This window comes from Flavobacterium sp. I-STPP5a, from assembly GCF_009764685.1.
Taxonomy (GTDB): domain Bacteria; phylum Bacteroidota; class Bacteroidia; order Flavobacteriales; family Flavobacteriaceae; genus Flavobacterium.
Genome location: NZ_VHLM01000023.1, coordinates 78,643 through 97,943, shown reverse-complemented (window position 1 = coordinate 97,943; position 19,301 = coordinate 78,643). Strand labels below are relative to the sequence as shown.

17 protein-coding genes are annotated in these 19,301 nt (G+C 32.1%); 15 read left to right on the top strand and 2 right to left on the bottom strand.

The genetic code is table 11. The annotated features are described in order from the left end of the window. Nucleotides 1-49: 49 nt before the first annotated feature. The 11 genes from FJV36_RS05905 to FJV36_RS05855 all read left to right on the top strand — a co-directional run bounded on the left by FJV36_RS05905 (nucleotide 50) and on the right by FJV36_RS05855 (nucleotide 10,192). On the top strand, nucleotides 50-952 hold the full coding sequence (locus tag FJV36_RS05905; protein ID WP_158728025.1) for an IS1595 family transposase: 903 nt from the start codon (nucleotides 50-52) through the stop codon (nucleotides 950-952). Between the two features lie 54 nt (nucleotides 953-1,006). Next, the gene (locus FJV36_RS05900; RefSeq protein ID WP_158728305.1) at nucleotides 1,007-2,176 is read left to right on the top strand and encodes an N-acetylmuramoyl-L-alanine amidase; all 1,170 of its coding nucleotides are present in this window, start codon (nucleotides 1,007-1,009) and stop codon (nucleotides 2,174-2,176) included. Between the two features lie 91 nt (nucleotides 2,177-2,267). Next, nucleotides 2,268-3,374: an N-acetylmuramoyl-L-alanine amidase gene (locus tag FJV36_RS05895; RefSeq protein ID WP_158728304.1), complete on the top strand. Its 1,107-nt coding sequence runs from the start codon at nucleotides 2,268-2,270 to the stop codon at nucleotides 3,372-3,374. 44 nt (nucleotides 3,375-3,418) lie between these two features. After that, nucleotides 3,419-4,378, top strand: a complete 960-nt coding sequence (locus tag FJV36_RS05890) for an MlaD family protein (RefSeq protein ID WP_158728303.1) — start codon at nucleotides 3,419-3,421, stop codon at nucleotides 4,376-4,378. A 13-nt stretch (nucleotides 4,379-4,391) separates the two neighbouring features. Continuing rightward, the gene (locus tag FJV36_RS05885; protein ID WP_158728302.1) at nucleotides 4,392-5,723 is read left to right on the top strand and encodes a (Fe-S)-binding protein; all 1,332 of its coding nucleotides are present in this window, start codon (nucleotides 4,392-4,394) and stop codon (nucleotides 5,721-5,723) included. 78 nt (nucleotides 5,724-5,801) lie between these two features. Next, nucleotides 5,802-6,593, top strand: a complete 792-nt coding sequence (locus tag FJV36_RS05880) for a (Fe-S)-binding protein (protein ID WP_158728301.1) — start codon at nucleotides 5,802-5,804, stop codon at nucleotides 6,591-6,593. Between the two features lie 2 nt (nucleotides 6,594-6,595). Next, complete coding sequence (locus FJV36_RS05875; protein ID WP_158728300.1) at nucleotides 6,596-7,222, top strand: hypothetical protein; 627 nt, start codon at nucleotides 6,596-6,598, stop codon at nucleotides 7,220-7,222. 35 nt (nucleotides 7,223-7,257) lie between these two features. Continuing rightward, entirely contained in the window at nucleotides 7,258-7,740 is a 483-nt protein-coding gene (locus tag FJV36_RS05870) for an ABC transporter ATPase (RefSeq protein WP_158728299.1), read from the top strand. Between the two features lie 56 nt (nucleotides 7,741-7,796). Further along, on the top strand, nucleotides 7,797-8,420 hold the full coding sequence (locus FJV36_RS05865) for a phosphatase PAP2 family protein (protein ID WP_233264536.1): 624 nt from the start codon (nucleotides 7,797-7,799) through the stop codon (nucleotides 8,418-8,420). Nucleotides 8,421-8,597: 177 nt separating this feature from the next. Beyond that, complete coding sequence (bshA, locus tag FJV36_RS05860) at nucleotides 8,598-9,731, top strand: N-acetyl-alpha-D-glucosaminyl L-malate synthase BshA (protein WP_158728298.1); 1,134 nt, start codon at nucleotides 8,598-8,600, stop codon at nucleotides 9,729-9,731. Nucleotides 9,732-9,763: 32 nt separating this feature from the next. Then, on the top strand, nucleotides 9,764-10,192 hold the full coding sequence (locus FJV36_RS05855) for a protease complex subunit PrcB family protein (RefSeq protein WP_158728297.1): 429 nt from the start codon (nucleotides 9,764-9,766) through the stop codon (nucleotides 10,190-10,192). Nucleotides 10,193-10,241: 49 nt separating this feature from the next. Here FJV36_RS05855 and FJV36_RS05850 read toward each other — a convergent pair whose 3' ends face one another. After that, nucleotides 10,242-10,730 (bottom strand): hypothetical protein, encoded by a 489-nt coding sequence (locus FJV36_RS05850; protein WP_158728296.1) that lies wholly within the window; start codon nucleotides 10,728-10,730, stop codon nucleotides 10,242-10,244. 94 nt (nucleotides 10,731-10,824) lie between these two features. Between FJV36_RS05850 and FJV36_RS05845 the strand changes: the two genes are divergently transcribed. After that, nucleotides 10,825-11,730: an IS1595 family transposase gene (locus tag FJV36_RS05845; RefSeq protein WP_158728979.1), complete on the top strand. Its 906-nt coding sequence runs from the start codon at nucleotides 10,825-10,827 to the stop codon at nucleotides 11,728-11,730. Between the two features lie 454 nt (nucleotides 11,731-12,184). Further along, a complete protein-coding gene (locus FJV36_RS05840) occupies nucleotides 12,185-12,946 on the top strand; it encodes a hypothetical protein (protein WP_158727842.1) in 762 nt (253 codons plus the stop codon). Between the two features lie 331 nt (nucleotides 12,947-13,277). Here the strand turns inward: FJV36_RS05840 and polA are convergent, their stop codons facing one another. Next, nucleotides 13,278-16,118, bottom strand: coding sequence for a DNA polymerase I (gene polA / locus FJV36_RS05835; RefSeq protein WP_158727841.1), 2,841 nt, complete (start codon nucleotides 16,116-16,118; stop codon nucleotides 13,278-13,280). Between the two features lie 287 nt (nucleotides 16,119-16,405). Here polA and FJV36_RS05830 point away from each other — a divergent pair, with 287 nt between their 5' ends. After that, nucleotides 16,406-17,902: a hypothetical protein gene (locus FJV36_RS05830; protein WP_158727840.1), complete on the top strand. Its 1,497-nt coding sequence runs from the start codon at nucleotides 16,406-16,408 to the stop codon at nucleotides 17,900-17,902. Between the two features lie 147 nt (nucleotides 17,903-18,049). Further along, nucleotides 18,050-19,285: a metallophosphoesterase gene (locus FJV36_RS05825; protein WP_158727839.1), complete on the top strand. Its 1,236-nt coding sequence runs from the start codon at nucleotides 18,050-18,052 to the stop codon at nucleotides 19,283-19,285. Nucleotides 19,286-19,301: the final 16 nt, after the last annotated feature.

Here is a 19,301-nt window from a genome sequence, read left to right as displayed (position 1 = left end):
TAGAGTTACTTACTTAAAAAACACTTATATTTATAGTAAATACAAGGATATGGAAAGTATATTTCAGGGGGAGAATATTTTAGAGTTCATAAAGACATTCCCAGACGACCAAAGTTGCCGTGAATTTATAGCCAATGAGAAGTGGAAAGACGGCTATAGATGTAAACGTTGCGAGAATACGAAGTATGTTTATTTTGAAAAACACAATAAAAGAGAGTGTACCAAATGTAGATATAAAGAGAGTGCAACGGCAGGAACTCTTTTTCATAGAGTTAAATTTGGAATTCAAAAAGCATTTTGTATTGCCTTTGAAATGACTTGTACAACCAAATCAATATCCTCAACTCAAGCGGCAAAACGCTATGGAATAACTCAAAAGACTTCTTGGTTGTTTATGCAAAAAGTAAGACTTGCGATGAAGTCCTCAAAACAGTATCCAATGACAGGAAATGTACAAGTTGATGAATTTGTAGTTGGCGGAAAAGAAACAGGAAAACAAGGTAGAAGTTACGATAGCAAAAAGGCAAAAGTTGCTTGTGCTGTTGAGCTGACAGATGAAGGAAAGATAAAAAGAGGTTATGCAAATGTTATTGATGATTATTCTGCAAAGTCAATAAAACCATTATTTGACGAGCATATAAGTAAAGATGCGAATATTAAAACAGACCAATGGACAGCTTACAAAATAATAGCAAAGAGCTATAACATCGTCCAAGAAAAAAGCGTTCCTGGGAAAAACTTCAAAGAAATGCACACTATTATTCATCAGGTAAAAACTGCAATAAGAACGATTCAATCACACGTCAAAAAGGAACATCTCCAAAAATATTTAGATGAATATTTTTATCGACTGAACAGGTCAATTTACAAAGATTCTATTTTTGATAATATATTCAAACGATTAGTCTCACATCCGCATCAGGGTTGGAAGCAAATCGTAGTCATTAAGTAAGTAACTCGATAATTTTATAACTGTAGTCTTTTAATTAAATTAACGTATCACAACATGTCTTTTTCAAGTAATAATAAATTAATGGTATCTTTTATTTTATTGATGAATTCCTTATTGGGTTTTAGTCAATCAAGTAACTTTAAGGTAACGCTAGATGCCGGTCATGGTGCACATGATTTTGGTGCAGTTTATGAGGGTAGGATCGAAAAAAATATTGCATTAGCTGTTGTACTAAAAGTAGGTAAAATTTTAGAATCAACTCCGTATATGGAAGTCAATTATACGCGAAAAACAGATGTTTTTATTGATTTGATTGAAAGAGCCAATATCGCAAATAGATTTAATGCAAATATTTTTGTTTCCATACATTGTAACGCAAATAAAAATACCCTAGCTGACGGAACTGAAACCTATGTGATGGGTTTGAGTAAAGTGTCATCAAACTTAGAGGCGGCAAAGAAAGAGAACTCTGTAATAACTCTAGAAAAGGATTATAAACAAAAATATGAAGGTTTTGATCCTAACTCTCCTGAGACGATGATTGGTATGACTTTAATGCAAGAAGAATATTTAGATAACAGTATTTCACTTGCCAGTAAAGTGGAGGATGCGTTTGAAAATTTAGGAAAAAAAATACGTGGTGAAGGGGTGAAACAGGCTCCATTTATGGTTTTACATAAAGCTTATATGCCTCGTGTTTTAATTGAAATGGGATTTATTTCAAACACTATTGAAGGTAATATTTTAAACTCTGAAGAGGGACAAAACCAGATTGCAAAAGCTATTTCGGATGCAATTATTAGCTATAAAGCGGAATATTATGGGACTAATGAAATTGAAAACATACAAGAAGTATTACCCCAAGACAAAATAGAAAAGCCCCTTAATGAAATTATCGAAACGCCAACTACTTCTGTTTTACAATCAGAAGTTAATGTAGTTGAAGTTTTGCCTGGGATTAATGGTAGTGTCTTACCGGTTTTTAAAGTACAATTGATGGCTAGTTTGACCAACTTAGATCCAAGTTCAAAAACGTTTAAAGGTCTAGAGGCCATTTCTGTAATTACCGAAAATAAATATTATAAGTATTTATATGGAAATACAACAGACTATGAAATAGCCAAAAAAGATCTAAAAGTAGCAAAAGATAAAGGTTTTAGTTCTGCGTTTTTAATTGCTTACAAAAATGGTGAAAAAGTAAGTGTTCTAGATGCTCTTAAATAAATTCTCCAAAAAAGGAAGCTAATGATTTTAAATCTTTTATATTTTGCATAGTGTTTTAAAAATAAAAACAAAATGTGTCTTTTTTTTTCTAATGGCAAGCTTAGCTGTTTTCTCTCAATCTAAAGGTAAATTTATTATTATCCTTGATGCTGGTCATGGAGGTAAGGATCCTGGGAATTCCCATCATGGCTTTATAGAAAAAGAAATTGCACTAAAGACGACTATGCAACTCGAAAAGCAATTGAATGACGATAGGGATATAAAGGTAGTGCATACCCGCAAATCGGATGTTTTTATTGAACTCAGAGACCGACCACACAAGGCCAATTGTCTGCATGCGGATTTGTTTATTTCCATTCATTGTAATTCAGTAAAAGATTCCGCGCCATATGGTACAGAAACATTTGTTATGGGTATAACCCGCAGCAAAGAAAATTTAGAAATTGCAAAACAAGAAAATTCAGTTATACTTTTAGAAAAGGGTTATAGAAGAAGTTATAAAGGTTTTGATCCAAAGAATCCAGAGACATTAATAGGTTTGAAAATTATGCAAGAAGATTACCTAGACCGGAGTATTCAATTGGCATCAAAAATAGAAAGTAATTTTAAAAACAAACTCAATCGTAAATCTAGAGGTATCAAACAAACCCCATTGTGGGTATTGGATGCAGCATATATGCCTAGTGTTTTAATTGAACTGGGTTTTTTAAGTAATAAAAGTGAGGGGTTGTATCTCAACTCTGCGGAAGGGCAAAAAAACATGGCTAAAGCAATCGCATCGGCTATTATAGCCTATAAAAAGGAATATTTTGATACAAGTTCTTCAAATGACAATCGTGATTTGAAAGATATTTCAAAAAAGAAATCCATTGCCAAAGATAAAAATTCAACGGTTAAAGAGGCTTTGTCAGATAAAAATTCGAAAAAATCTAAGACGAATGTTGTTTTTAAAATACAATTTGCAGTAGGTAGTAAAAAGTTAGAATTAAAGCCTCATAATTTCAAAGGTTTAAAAGATGTTTCAGTTCAATCTAGTGCGCAAAATTTATTTACTTATTTCTATGGGGAATCAAATTCTTATGCTACTGCAACAGGAAATTTAAAAAAGGCACAATCAAAAGGATATACAACTGCTTATATAATAGCATTTCAGAACGGAAAAAAGATTAGTGTAAAAGAAGCGCTTAAATTATTATAACAAGTCAAATATTTTATATTAAATTTGTCAAAAATACTTGAATTTTGAAAATATCACGAGAAATTAAAACTGCAATTTTAGTAATTGCATCCATATTATTATTTATTTGGGGGTACAGTTTTTTAAAAGGGAGAGACTTATTTACGGACTATAAGACTTTTTTTGTAGAATATAAAAGTGTAGAAGGACTTGCGTCATCAGCACCAGTCACCCTTAACGGTTTGGTTATAGGTAAAGTTAATAGCATTAAAATTAATGAAAAAACAGGTTTTTTGCTAGTTGAAATGCAATTAAAAACTGATTTTCCAATATCTAAAACAAGTGTTGCATCTATTTACGAGCCAGGTCTTATAGGTGGAAAGCAAATTGCAATTGTGCCAAATTTTAATGATAATGAATTAGCTGTTGAAGGTCAGTTTTTACAAAGTGGCATTAAGCTTGGTTTAACCGATAAAGTTGGGGATCAATTAGCGCCACTGCAAGAAAAATTAGAAAAATTATTAGGCAATACGGATAAATTAATTTCTGGATTAAATAATGTTTTAGATCAAAAAGGTCAAGCTGATATCAAATTAACCCTTGCAGAACTGAGCAAAACTGTATCTGAATTCCATAAACTTTCCACTAATGTGAATGATTTATTGGCTACAAACAAAACACAAATAAATGGAGTTGTCACTAACTTAAATAAAGTTTCAGGAAATTTTTCAAAAATTTCAGATTCTTTAAATAAAGCTGACTTAGGTAAAACTGTTAAAAATCTTAATGCGACGCTAGGACGTGTTGATGGAATTATGCGTAACCTAGAATCTGGAAAAGGTACTATTGGTAAATTATTAAAGGATGAATCTTTTTATCAAAATATTAAAACATCTACTAAAGAGTTAGAATTGCTTCTCCAAGATATTAGGTTGTATCCTACTAGATATGTAAATATTTCAGTGTTTGGAAAGAAAAATAAACCTTATGTAGTACCACAAAACGATTCTATTAAAATAAAGTAAAAAACACATTAAAATGAGCTACTTAGACAATATTTTATTTGCCATAATACTGGCAATAGGTTTTGGATATTTTTTTGTAAGTATCAAAAAAATAAGAAGAAATATCAATTTGGGTACAGCTGTTGACCGCACCGATAATCCAAAAGCAAGATGGACAAATATGGCCATGATTGCACTAGGACAATCAAAAATGGTCAAGAGACCAATTGCAGGGATTTTACACATTATAGTCTATATTGGTTTCGTAATTATCAATATTGAGTTGTTAGAAATTATTATCGATGGGCTTTTTGGCACGCACAGAGTTTTTGCTTTTTTAGGAACTACTTATAATGTATTAATTGCTTCATTTGAGATACTGGCTGTCTTAGTTTTAGTGGCTGTATTTGCTTTTTGGAGCCGAAGAAACATTATTAAATTAAAGCGATTTGTAAGTTCAGATTTAAAAGGCTGGCCTAAAAGTGATGCGAATTACATTTTGTATTTTGAAGTGGTTTTAATGACATTATTTCTATTAATGAATGCTTCTGATTTACATTTACAAAATGTACCAGGAGGTTATGGACATTTTATAAAAGCAGGATCTTTTCCAGTAAGTCAGTTTATTGAGCCTGTTTTTAATGGACTTTCAAATGAATTGGTGATGTTATTGTCTGAAGGATTCTGGTGGGTTCATATTGTAGGGATTTTAATTTTTATGAATTATCTTTATTTTTCAAAGCACCTTCATATTTTATTGGCTTTCCCAAATACGTATTTTGCAAACTTGAATGAACAAGGGAAATTTGATAATTTACAGTCGGTTACCAATGAAGTGAAATTAATGATGGATCCAAATGCTGATCCTTTTGCTGCAGCTCCTGTTGATCCAAACGCTGTTCCAAGTAAATTCGGCGCTAGCGATGTGCAAGATTTAAACTGGGTTCAGTTGTTGAATGCTTACACTTGTACAGAATGCGGCAGATGTACTTCTTCATGTCCTGCAAATACTACCGGAAAAAAATTATCTCCAAGAAAAATCATGATGGATACAAGAGATCGTCTTGAGGAAGTAGGTAAAAATATAGATGCAAACAAAGGTGTTTTTGTGCCAGACAATAAGTCATTGTTAAATGATTATATTACAGCCGAGGAATTATGGGCTTGTACATCTTGCAACGCTTGTGTTGAAGAGTGCCCGGTAAATATTAGTCCATTATCTATAATTATGGATATGAGACGTTATTTAGTAATGGAACAGAGTGCCGCACCAATGCCATTAAATGCTATGATGACAAATATTGAAAATAACGGTGCACCATGGCAATACAATCAACAAGATAGATTAAATTGGAAAAATGAATAACCTGTCAATACAGTATTCATCGTTGTATTTTTAATAATACAAACATAAATTATCACCTAACCGAATTAATAAAATAGTATGTCAGAAAATTTAATAGTGCCAACTATGGCCGAAATGTTAGCTCAAGGAAAACAGCCAGAAGTTTTATTTTGGGTGGGCTGTGCAGGAAGTTTTGACGATAGAGCAAAAAAAATCACTAAAGCTTTTGTTCGAATTTTAAATAGATCCAATGTTTCTTTTGCTGTTTTAGGAACCGAAGAGAGTTGTACTGGAGATCCGGCTAAAAGAGCTGGAAACGAGTTTTTGTTTCAAATGCAAGCCATGATGAACATTGAAGTTTTGAATGCGTATGAAGCAAAAAAAATAGTTACTGCATGTCCGCATTGTTTTAATACTCTCAAAAATGAGTATCCAGAACTAGGAGGGCAATATGAAGTGATACATCATACAGAATTTTTAAAATCTCTACTTGACGATGGTAGGCTTACTATTGAAGGTGGTCAATTTAAAGGAAAGCGTATTACTTTTCACGATCCTTGTTATTTGGGTAGAGCCAATAACGTTTATGAAGCTCCTAGAGATTTGATCGCAAAACTTGATGCCGCTCTTGTTGAAATGAAGCGATCAAAAGCTAATGGACTTTGCTGTGGTGCTGGTGGAGCACAAATGTTCAAAGATGCTGAAAACGGAGATAAGGAAATCAATATAGAAAGAACCGAAGACGCTCTTGAAACTACTCCTGATATTATTGCTGCGGGTTGTCCATTTTGCAATACCATGATGACTGATGGTATTAAAAATAAAGAAAGAGAAAGTGATGTTAAAGTAATGGATATAGCTGAGCTTATTGCCAACGCACAAGATCTTTAAAAATGAGAAAAGTAATCATAGCACTTCTTTCAATTCTTAGTGCAAATGCTTATTCTCAAGACATGTATGACGTTATTGGCAAAGAAACCTGCGCTTGCTTAGGATCTAAAAAATTAGATTATAAAAAAATAGACAAGAAAGAGTTGCAAACTCAAGTAGGGTTGTGTATGATTCAAAGTTATACCAGTCACATAAATGAATTCAAGGAAGAGGATAAGATTCAGTTTGATGACAAAGATGGAATGCGAAAAATGGGCGAGAAAGTAGCGCTTAAAATGCTAGTCAACTGCCCAGAAATTATTTTAGAGTTAGGAAAATCTACTCAGAAAGATAATGGTGATGAAAGTGAAGATGAAATTGTCGCTGATGGACCAGCTGATGTGTTTATTGAAGGTCAAATTACCGCTATTAAGAAAGATCAATTTATTTCTTTACAACTTAAAGATAAAAACGGTAGAGTTTATAGTTTTTTGTTATTAGATTACTTTGAAACGGCGTCAATGCTGACTAACAATGAACTTAAAGCTAAAGATTCTGTTAAAGTGAGTTACACTGAAATTGAACTTTTTGATGTAGCAACAAATGAATTCAAGTATTTTAAAATTATTACTGATTTACAACGTAAATAGTTTTTAATGCTCTCAATTTTACAAACAAAAAAAATATGTACGTTCCTTTTGAAAATTTACCCGAAGATTCTAGAATTTGGATTTATCAATCTAATAGAAAATTCTCTGATATTGAATTTGCTGAAATAGAAACTTTATTACAGTCTTTCTTAGAGCAATGGGCAGCCCATGGAACGAGTTTAGAATCTTCGTATCTCTTAAAGTATAATAGGTTTGTAATTATTGCTGTAAATCAAGAAGTACAAGCAGCTACGGGTTGTTCTATAGATGCTTCTGTAGAGTTTATACAATCATTAGAACAAAAATATACGGTTGATTTATTAGATAAAATGAATGTGACTTTTAAGTTAGGAGACCACATTGCTCATAAAACGCTAATTGATTTTAAAAAAATGGTCAAAGATAAAGCGGTAACTGAAAATACAGTAGTGTTTAATAACCTGGTAAACACTATTGAAGAGTTTAATGAATCTTGGGAAGTTCCTGCCTTAGATAGTTGGCACAGTCGTTTTTTTTAAGAAAGGAATATTTTACTGAATTATAGTTTTTAGAAATAAATATTAAAAAATTTTGAATGCGGAAAGTAAGAACTGAAATTCTATATTGTTTCTTTTTTTTGATGGGTTTTAGTAACTTATTTTCTCAAAATCTTGATATAAAAGTTTTAAGAGCTATACACGTTGAACGCAATCAAAGTTTTGATTCTCAATTTAACAATATTACAAATAGTGCCTTACCAGTCAGTATTGCAACTCCAGTATTGATCTATTCTATTGGGTTAATAAAGAAAGATAGTACACTAAAACATAAAGCTATTTTTATCGGCGAAACATTTCTTGTCAATGCTTTTATTACAAAAGCGCTCAAAGTAGCCGCTAATAGAGCCCGCCCTTTTGATACTTATTCTGATATTGATCCTGTTGTATCATCAACAGGAAAATCTTTTCCTTCAGGACATACCTCTATTGCTTTTTCTACTGCAACTTCGTTAAGTATGGCGTATCCTGAATGGTATGTGATTGTGCCTTCTTTTTTATGGGCAAGTAGTGTAGGTTATTCTAGAATGCATTTAGGAGTTCATTATCCTAGTGATGTGGCGGTAGGTGCGCTTATTGGTGCTGGATCTGCTTTTGCTACTTTTAAGATTAATAAATGGTTGAATAAGAAAAAGTATAAAAAAATAGAAGGTGTAAAATAAAGAGACCTTTAATTCATAAATCTTATTTAATTTTTTTTGGCGAACATTTCGTTTTTCATTTTTTTAAACTTCTTCTCTTTTTTTTTTCGTTTAAGTTACTCTAATGAATGGTAATTAACATTAATTTCAGCAAACTCAATTCAAATTTACTTACTTTCGTAGTATTAAATAGTCTTCATGAAAATTGCAATTGTTTGTTATCCTACCTTTGGAGGTAGTGGCGTAGTTGCCACAGAACTTGGTCTTGAACTAGCGAGACGTGGTCACGAAATTCATTTTATTACCTATAGACAACCAGTGCGCCTAGCATTACTAAGTCCAAATGTATATTACCATGAGGTTAATGTGCCTGAATATGCCTTATTTCACTATCAGCCTTATGAATTGGCGCTATCCAGTAAACTGGTCGATATGGTGAAACTGCATCAAATAGAGCTGTTGCATGTACATTACGCTATTCCGCATGCTTATGCAGGTTATATGGCAAAACAAATGCTCAAGGATGAGGGAATTAATATTCCGATGGTAACTACACTGCATGGAACTGATATAACTCTTGTAGGTAATCATCCTTTTTATAAACCTGCTGTAACTTTTAGTATCAATAAATCTGATTTTGTGACCTCAGTTTCTCATAGTTTAAAGGATGACACTTTAAAATTATTTAATATTAAAAATGAGATTGTGGTTATTCCTAATTTTATAGAATTAGATAAAAACAAAATGGATACTGCCATTCCATGTCAAAGATCAGTAATGGCAAAAGAAAACGAAAAAATAATCACCCATATTAGTAATTTTAGAAAAGTAAAACGAATTCCTGATGTGATTAAAGTTTTTTATAACATTCAAAAAGAGATTCCAGCAAAACTTATGATGGTGGGTGATGGTCCTGAAAAAGAAAAAGCGGAGCTTTTATGTCAAGAATTAGGAATTCAAGACAAGGTGATATTTTTTGGTAATAGTAATGAAATTGATAAGATTTTATGTCTTACAGATTTGTTTTTGTTGCCTTCACAAACGGAAAGTTTTGGACTTGCTGCACTTGAAGCAATGGCATGCAAGGTACCTGTTATTTCGAGTAATTCTGGTGGATTAGCCGAGGTTAATTTTGATGGAGTTTCGGGGTATTTAAGTGATGTGGGAAACACAGATGAAATGGCTTTAAATGCTTTGAAAATATTGAAGGACGAAAAAACGTTAGAATTGTTTAAAGAAAATGCCTTTGAGGTAGCCAAGCAGTTTGATATTAAAAATATTTTACCGTTGTACGAAGCCTTATATCAAAAAGCAATAAACAAATACAAGTAAAAATAGCTTTAATTATAATTTGATTTTTAAGAATGAAAAAAATAGTATTGGGTGCAATAGCGTTATGTTTGTTTTCTTGCGCCGCAGGGAAGCAAACAGCAGACTCGTCAAAAAAGCTTTATGAAGTATTGACAGAGCAGTCATACGGAGGTGCGTCAATTCGTTTTTTTGAAATTTTATCAGAGCCAAATGAAATAAAGATGCTTCAAAAGGATGAAAATCTTAAAAATAGTATTAAACCCTCGGATGTACAAAACTCAAATTTTGTGATTCTGAATATGGGTGAAAAATCAAGTGGTGGATACAGTATACACGTTGAGAGCGTACTAGAAACACCTACTCAAATTATAATTAAGGTAAAGGAAACTGCACCAGATACAGGTGCAATGGTTACACAAGCTATGACAAACCCTTTTTGTGTAGTGAAGATTAACTCAAAAAAAGAAATTATTTTTCAATAAAAAAAGAGGCTATTTACGAATAAATAGCCTCTTTATATGAATCTGCTGATTAAAATCTGTATCTGATACTTAACGCTAAATCTGGAGAAAAACTATCAGTTCTAAAATTATCATCATCTGAAAAGTATAATTCGGGTCTAATGTCAAGAGCTAATTGAATTGGAGCTTCTTTGAAATTATATTCAATACCTAAATCTCCAGCAACAAACGCATAAGTTCCGTTTACATCAAATCTGTTGTTATCCCAGCTTCCTAATCCACCACCTACACCAGCATACCAGTTGAAACCACCGTCAATATTCCAAACCCATTGGTAAATACCTGTAAGTTTAAAAGCATCAACATCATTACTATTTCTAAAACCTAAATCTAATTCTAAACGGTTGTTGTCACCAAGACCTCTTTGGTATGAAATTTCTCCACCAAAACCGTCGTTATCCCCTAAACGAAGACCTAAAGCATTCTTTGAAATATCTTGTGCTTGTGCTGTAAATGATAATGCTACTAACATAACAGCTGATAAAATAATCTTTTTCATTTTTATTTGTTTTATTGAGTAAGCAAATCTATTTTTGATTGTCCGTAATTACCCATAATTAAAAAAAAACCATTATATTTGATAAAAAAAGCAAATGAATTTATTCAGTTTTACAGCAAATTTTGGCAGTGAAGAATCTTGTAGGCTTCATTTTAAAGAAGAAAGAGACAAACAAGGTGTTCAATGTAAATGCGGAAGCAAAGAGCATTTTTGGATAAAAAGTGTTTGGAGTTATGAATGTAAGAAATGTAGAAGTAGAATTTCTTTACGAAGCGGAACAATAATGCAAAGTTCCAACTTATCATTTTTGATTTGGTACAAAACCATGTTTTTAATGACTGCAACTAAAAAAGGTTTTTCAAGTAAAGAAATTCAAAAACAACTTGGACTAAAGCGATACGAACCAGTTTGGGCAATGGTTCATAAATTGCGAAAAGCAATGGGTAATAGAGATGCACGTTATACTTTAGAAGGAATGATAGAATTTGACGAAGGATATTTCACTGTTGAATCATCAGAAATAGAGCAAGAAAAAGGTATTCGTGGTCGTGGCGCAGTGGGAAAATCTAACGTGGGAATTATGGCCGAATCAACTGTTTTAGAAGACATTGAAACTGGAGAGAAATCAAATCAATGTAGATATTTTAAAGCAAAAGTTTTGAAGGATCATACTTCTGAACAAATAAATGAAACGATTGTAGCATCTATCTCTGAAAAAAGTATTCTTTTTACAGACAAAAGCACTTCTTATATTGATATTGCTGACTATGTTGAAATACACATAAAAGAAAAATCAAATAAAGAAACTACAACAGAAACTTTAAGATGGGTTCACATAGCAATTAGCAATGCAAAACGCAATTTTCTTGGAAATTACCATAAAATAAAAGGCAAATATCTTCAATTGTATCTAAATGAGTTTGTTTATAAGCTTAATAGAAGATATTTTGAAGAAAAACTATTCGACAGGCTAGTAATTGCTGGTATTACAGGATTATGACGGAAAACGGACAATCAATTATTCTTCATTTTGAAATTTCAAATTTGTTAAAAAAATGTTAATATTTTTATTTTTTTATATTTTAGATATTCTTAAAAGTTTATTATTTAGATTTTGTAGCAATTAATGCAATTAATTCTGTGTGAAATAATTGTATGGAGGATTTTTTGATATTTAACTTTATTTACATTTTAAGTGTAAAACTTCGCTAAACTTCAGTTGTAGTTTTGGCAGATAGAATTTCTTAAGAATCATTTTTAGATTTTTATGAAGATTTACAAATCGATATTAACATTGGCATAATATAGAAAAAATAATATTAAGCCAGCCTTGCAAGGATGTTGTAAAGAGGAAGTAAAATTAATGGGGCGGAACAAATTAACTTAAACTAAATTCTTAAAGTTTTCGTCCATAAATGGGGTTGTTTATTACTCAAAAAGAAACTAATTTTAAAATGAAAAAAAATAAAATAACTATTGTATTAGCGACTACTATCGCTATAAGTTTATCATTTTTGTTTTCTTGTACTTCTGAAATTAATAAAGATGAGGAGATAATTTCTAGTAAATATCGACTTGATGAATTTTCCAAAAAAACAAGTTTAACAAACTTTGCAGCAAACCATGCAATTTATAATATTTCACTATCTAAACTTGAAGCAAATAAATATAAGGTAATTACTGAAAGTTATGATTTGTCAACTATAAATAAAACCTTAAAAAATAATTATTTTATAACATTGACAAAAAATTCTGTTGCATTAGAGACAAATGTAAATGGAAAGTTTTATAGATTTATAAAAAATGATATTAAAAACGAGGCTTCTTTTCAAGTTAAAGATCAAGTATTTTTACTAGATGATTTATTTTTTCAATCTATAAGTAAAGAAGATGATGATGTTTTGAACAAATTAGTTTCAATTTTTATTGAGCTTTATGATAATAATGCTAAACGCTTAAATTCTAATGCTACAAAAAAAGTTGCCAACTTAATAGCTGGGAAATCGGTAAGTTCTTGTTTAAAGTTTGAATCAGCTATAGGTGCGACAGCAACAGCCTCTAAATTGAGAGCTAGCATTGATACAAAAGAATATATCAGTGACGGTAATAGTGATTGTAAAGCTATTGGATCAGATACTTCGTGTGCTATAGATGGTCATGTTTGTGTTACAACTGTAACAATGGCCTGTTCTAGTTCGTGTAGTTGGTGGAACTAATTTAAATATAAAATATTATGGTAGAAATTCTTTTTATGATTCTTGTGGTTTTTTATTTTGTATTCTGGATTTACTCCTTGTATACGGTTATAAACTTAACAACAGTGTCTTCAGTAACTAAAATGCTTCTTATTCTTTCGCTAATTGTTTTACAACCATTGGGTGTATTAGCTTTTTGGTTGTACAAAATTTTAAGCAATAAAAAAGCTGTCGCAATTTAGAAAGATCATTATAATTTTTAAGTGTTCCTTAAAAACGAATAGTACATTATAAACCTAAAAAAAAATCTCTAATTGCTTAATTAGAGATTTTTTATTTGCGGTATATTTTATTAATGTGCTTCTAGCCAGTCTTTTCCGGTGCCAATTTCTACTTCCAGTGGCACAACAAGTTGAAAGGCGTTCTCCATTTCATGTTTAATCATAGGTTGTATTTTTTCTAGCTCTCCATTATGCACATCAAACACAAGTTCATCATGAACTTGTAATAACATTTTGCTTTTCCAGTTTTCACTTTTTAACCTTTTATGAATGTTGATCATTGCAATTTTGATAATATCGGCAGCACTTCCTTGAATAGGAGCGTTTACGGCATTTCGTTCTGCACCACTACGAACAATGGCGTTTTGAGAGTTGATATCTTTTAAATACCTACGACGTCCCAAAATGGTTTGTACATAACCATGATCTCTAGCAAAGTCTACTTGCTCTTGTATATACGTTTTTAATTTTGGATACGTTTGGTAATAAGCCTCAATCAATTCAGCACTTTCTTTACGGGTCAAACTAGTTTGATTGCTTAGTCCAAATGCTGATACACCATAAACAATTCCGAAATTTACGGTTTTGGCATGACTTCTTTGTTCGCGAGTTACCTCTTCAAGCGGAACGTTAAATACTTTTGATGCCGTAGATTTATGAATGTCTTCGTTGTTTTGAAACGCTTTTATCATATTTTCTTCTCCACACAAAGCTGCAATGACGCGCAATTCAATTTGTGAATAATCGGCAGATACTAGGGTGTGATTTTCATCTCTCGCAACAAATGCTTTCCTAATTTGGCGACCACGTTCCGTACGTATTGGGATGTTTTGTAAATTAGGGTTATTAGAACTCAATCGTCCAGTAGCTGCTACAGTTTGCATATAGTCTGTATGGATGCGTTTAGTAACGGCGTCAACTTGGTTTGGTAATGCATCTACATAGGTGTTTTGCAATTTCACTAACTGTCTCCACTCCAAGATGTCCTTTACTATTTGATTTTCTGGGGCAAGATAACTCAGTATTTCCTCACCGGTAGCATATTGCCCTGTTTTGGTTTTCTTTTGTTTAACTCCGCCAATTTTTAATTTGTCAAATAAAATATCTCCTAATTGTTTAGGTGATGCCAAATTGAATTTTTCACCTGCAGTTTCATAAATGCTTGCTTCTAAAATTTTGATATCCTCATCAAGTGTTTTAGAAAGCGACTTAAGGAAATCTACATCAACCCGAATACCTTCTTTTTCCATATCGGCAAGTACTTTTACCAATGGGATTTCAATTTCTTCAAAAAGTTTTTTAGTTTCAGTTTGTTCTAGTTCTTGGGTGAAAATATTTTTAAGTTGCCAAGTTACATCGGCATCTTCAACGGCGTAATCTTTTATTTCTTCGAGAGCTACGTCACGCATTGATTTTTGATTCTTCCCTTTTTTTCCAATCAAAGCCTCGATAGATTGTGGCGAATATTTTAAATAAGTTTCGGATAAGATATCCATGTTATGACGCATATCAGGATTAATAAGATAATGTGCAATCATGGTGTCAAATAACTTTCCTTTTACTTCTACCTTATAATTAGATAAAATTTTCAAGTCGTATTTTAAATTCTGACCAATTTTTTCAATGTTCTCATTTTCGAAAAATGGAATGAATTTATCTATCAAAGCTTGTGCTTCTTCTTGATTTTCTGGAAACGGAACATAAAATCCTTTCCCTTTTTCATACGAAAAAGAAATTCCCACTAGTTCTGCATGTAGTGCATCAAGCCCAGTAGTTTCGGTATCAAAACATACAGAGGTTTGTTTGTTTAAGTTGTTTAAAAGCAATTTTAGACCTAAATCACCTTGAATAATTTGATAGGAATGTTCAGTGTTTGTTAGCGTACTGTAAAATTGATTTCGATTCTCATCTGATGTAGCGTCTTGATCATTCGATCCAAAAAGATCAAATTGATCTTCATTTTTCGTAGACTTCTTATACAGTTTGGCATCTGTTTCGGCTCCGTTATTTTGTGCAAGCGGAGATGGATTTTTAAAAATAGCATCAAATTGCTCGGCCATTCTTCTAAACTCTAATTCATTGAATATGGCATCTGTTTTTTCTACATCAGGTTTAGAAAGCTCATAGTCATTTTCATTAAAGACAACAGGGCAATCCAGTAATATGGTCGCTAATGTTTTAGATAACAATCCTTTTTCTTTATTGGCTTCAATGTTCTCTTTCATTTTTCCTTTCAGCTTATCTGTATTTGCTAAAAGGTTTTCCATACTGCCAAATTCTTTCAAAAGTTTCTTTGCGGTCACTTCTCCTACGCCAGGCAAACCAGGAATGTTATCTGCAGTATCTCCCATCATGCCTAGAAAATCAATAACCTGTTCAGGTCTTTCAATTTCAAATTTTGCTAGTACTTCTGGGACACCCCAAATTTCAATACCATTACCCATTCGGGCTGGTTTGTACATAAAAATGTTTTCAGATACTAGTTGTGCAAAATCCTTATCGGGTGTTACCATAAAGACCTTGTAATTTTCTTTTTCAGCTTGCTTAGCAATTGTTCCTATTAAATCATCGGCTTCATAACCGCTTACTTCAATAATAGGTATGTGCATGGCCTTGAGTAATTCTTGAATGTAAGGAACCGCAATTTTTATCGCTTCTGGTGTAGCGTCTCTATTTGCTTTATACTCAGGAAAGAGGTCATTTCTTAAATCGCTTCCGCCTTTATCAAATGCTACAGCAAGGTGATCTGGTTTTTCACGTTTTATAACATCCATCAATGAATTCATAAAACCCATAATGGCTGATGTGTCCATACCTTTTGAGTTAATACGTGGGTTTTTGATAAAAGCATAATAGCCACGAAATATTAATGCATAGGCATCAAGTAAGAATAGACGTTTTTGTTGAGACATAATATATTATTTGAAAAGTTCAAAAGTACAAAACTTGAATGAGTATGAACCTTAGCTTTTTAATTTTTATGGATTTGTGTTTTATGAAATTGAAGTGATAATATTTAAAGTTAAATATCTTTTAAGATTAAATCACGAACTACATAAAGTAAGAAAAAATATCATTTATGAATAAAATCATGTATTTTATCGATTAAATATGTATTTAAACGATAATTTGTTTTATATTTACAACAGGTTTAAAATCAAAAGGAGTTGTAATTTTTAATATTTTAATACATTTTGTCATGAGAAAAAATTATTTTCCAAAAAGAGTGTCACAAGTTGTTTTATTCTTTTTCTTAATAATATCTGCAAATACTTTTGCACAAGTAGGTGTAGGTACAACAACACCTCATTCAAGTTCGGTTCTTGACGTTTCATCAACTACTCAAGGAATGCTTACGCCAAGGATGACTACCACACAACGTTTAGCAATTGCATCTCCAGCCGATGGATTAATGGTTTATGATACTGATCTTAAATCATTTTATCATTACAATCAAGGGATAACTTCATGGAACCAGGTCAGTAGTGCTACAACAGGACGATCAAAATTTAAACTCATTAAATCGAGCGATGTACTTGCAACAGTTTTAGCTGCTGAAAAAACCGCAGGATCAAATGCCAAATATGTATTGGACCCAAATACCTATTATGAAATAAATGGATCTGTAACTTTAGATCTACCAATAGATTTAAATGGGGCTTATATTTCAGGTGAGGATTCAGCAGATGATAAACTAATTAGGACTTCTGGTAACCTTTTTGATGGCGCTATAGGCGGAAGTATAAGGAACGTTACCATTCAGGTTACTGGCGGTGGTAAAGTTTTTAACCTAAGTGGCACAGCTGCCCAAACGCTAATTTTTAGAGATGCACTTGTACTTGGGTGTTCTAATGTAGGGTCAATATCAGGATTTGGTCTTGTATTTGTTAGCATAGTACAGTATGCTGGTAATACTACAGGAATTGTTTATGATAATATTTCTAGAGTGTTAATTAGTAATGCGGGATGGTTTGGAAATAATTTGGGAACATATGAGAAATTTACCGGTACTTTCTCCCTAATTGAAAAACAAGGAGGCTTTTCTGAGGTAAATCTTGCTGCTATTGGGGTTGATGTATCTGATCCTTCGCTAACAATCACTGGCGATGCAGTAATGGAAACGGTTGTTTTTACTGGCACCCTTTCTACAGGAAAGTATGTAAATGGATATACAACTGGCACTTATCCAGGATATAACTTCAACAACAGTTGGAATGTGCGTTGTGCGGGTATCCCAACTGAAACTGATGCTAGTGCAGTAGGTGAATTCTCTGTAGATTATGCTGTAGGCTCAGGTGCGGGGACTACCTTTAATACCTCAAACCCTAGTAACACAGTAAAAGTTCAGGGAGTTTCTACTTCATCTAATTTGTATCGATTCTCTACTGGGGCTCAAAACAATAGATTACAATATTTAGGAAAAAAGAAACGTTTTTTTCAAGTTACAGGGTCTATTTCTTTTCAAGTGACTAATCCTGGCACTTATATAATTTATGTTGCGCTCAATGGTACGCCAGTTTCTAAATATAAGATCTACGGACGCGGAACTGTTGCAAGTGATATTGTGGTATTACCATTAAATGCTTTGATTGAAATGAATACTAATGATTATGTTGAAATATATGCACAGCGTTATACGTCAACATTAACTTCAGATAATATTATTACTCCTAACATGACACTTGTAATAAAGTAATATTATTTCTTTTCAAACTTTTTCTTCAGCCCCAAAGTGTTATTTGGGGTTTTTTATGAATTGAAAGTATGATCAACCGTTAAATTTTATTTAATACAAGTCTTGTTTGCTTTTTTCTTTTGTTATTTTGCTTAAAAATTATTGGTGATGATCTTTCGTGTAGTTATATTGTGTTTGTTTCTTTTGGTTTTAGAAATCTACACGTTCCAAGTTTTTAAAACCATTATTAAAAATAAGTCTTTTTTATATAGTATTCAAATTGCAAGTGTTGCTTTATCAGTTTATATTGTTTACTCCTTAATGCAGTTTGATAGGAGTGTAGGTCAAACACAAAAAACAATGTTTACTATGGCCTTGTTGCTATTAGTTTACCTTCCTAAGTTTGTTTTTACAATACTACTTTTAGGAGAAGATTTGTATCGTTTGTGTGTAGGGACCTTAAATTATTTTTCTAATTATGATGAAAGCAAAGATTTTTTTAACTCAAGAAGAAAATTTATAAGTCAAATAGGATTGGGTCTTGCTGCTGTTCCTTTTTTATCACTTATATATGGTATTACAGTTGGTAAGTACAATTATAAAGTAATCAAGCAGCGTATTTTTTTTCCGGATTTACCAGATGCTTTTGATGGATTTACAATTACACAAATATCAGATGTTCATAGTGGTAGTTTTGACAATCCAGATAAAATACAACACGCAATTGATTTGATCAATGAGCAAGGTTCTGATTTAATATTGTTTACGGGTGATATTGTAAATACGCATGCCAAAGAAATGCATCCTTGGATAGAAACGTTTAACAATATCAATAAACACGAGTACGGAAAATATGCTGTATTAGGGAATCATGATTATGGGGAATATGTAACTTGGAAAACCGAGCAAGAAAAAGAGGAGAACTTTGAGAATATAAAAAAGCTTTACGGACAAATAGACTTTAACTTATTGCTTAATGAGCATACTTTTATAAAGAAAGGCAATGATCAAATAGCTCTTGTAGGGGTAGAAAACTGGGGACACAATTTTAAACAAGCAGGAGATTTAGATAAGGCATCAGGCTTGTTAGAAAAACAAGATTTTAAAATATTAATGAGCCATGATCCTTCACATTGGAACAAAGTAGTTCAGCACGATAAAAGACATTTTCAACTTACGCTTTCTGGTCATACTCATGGCATGCAATTTGGTATTGAAATTCCAGGCTATTTCAAATGGAGTTTAGTGCAATATGTTTACGAACAATGGGCTGGTTTGTATGAAAACGTGGGACGCTATATTTATGTAAACAGAGGTTTTGGTTTTCATGCCTATCCTGGTAGAGTAGGAATCATGCCAGAAATAACAGTAATTGAACTAAAAAAAGCCCCTAATGTGGCATAATTCGTTAAAAATGTTA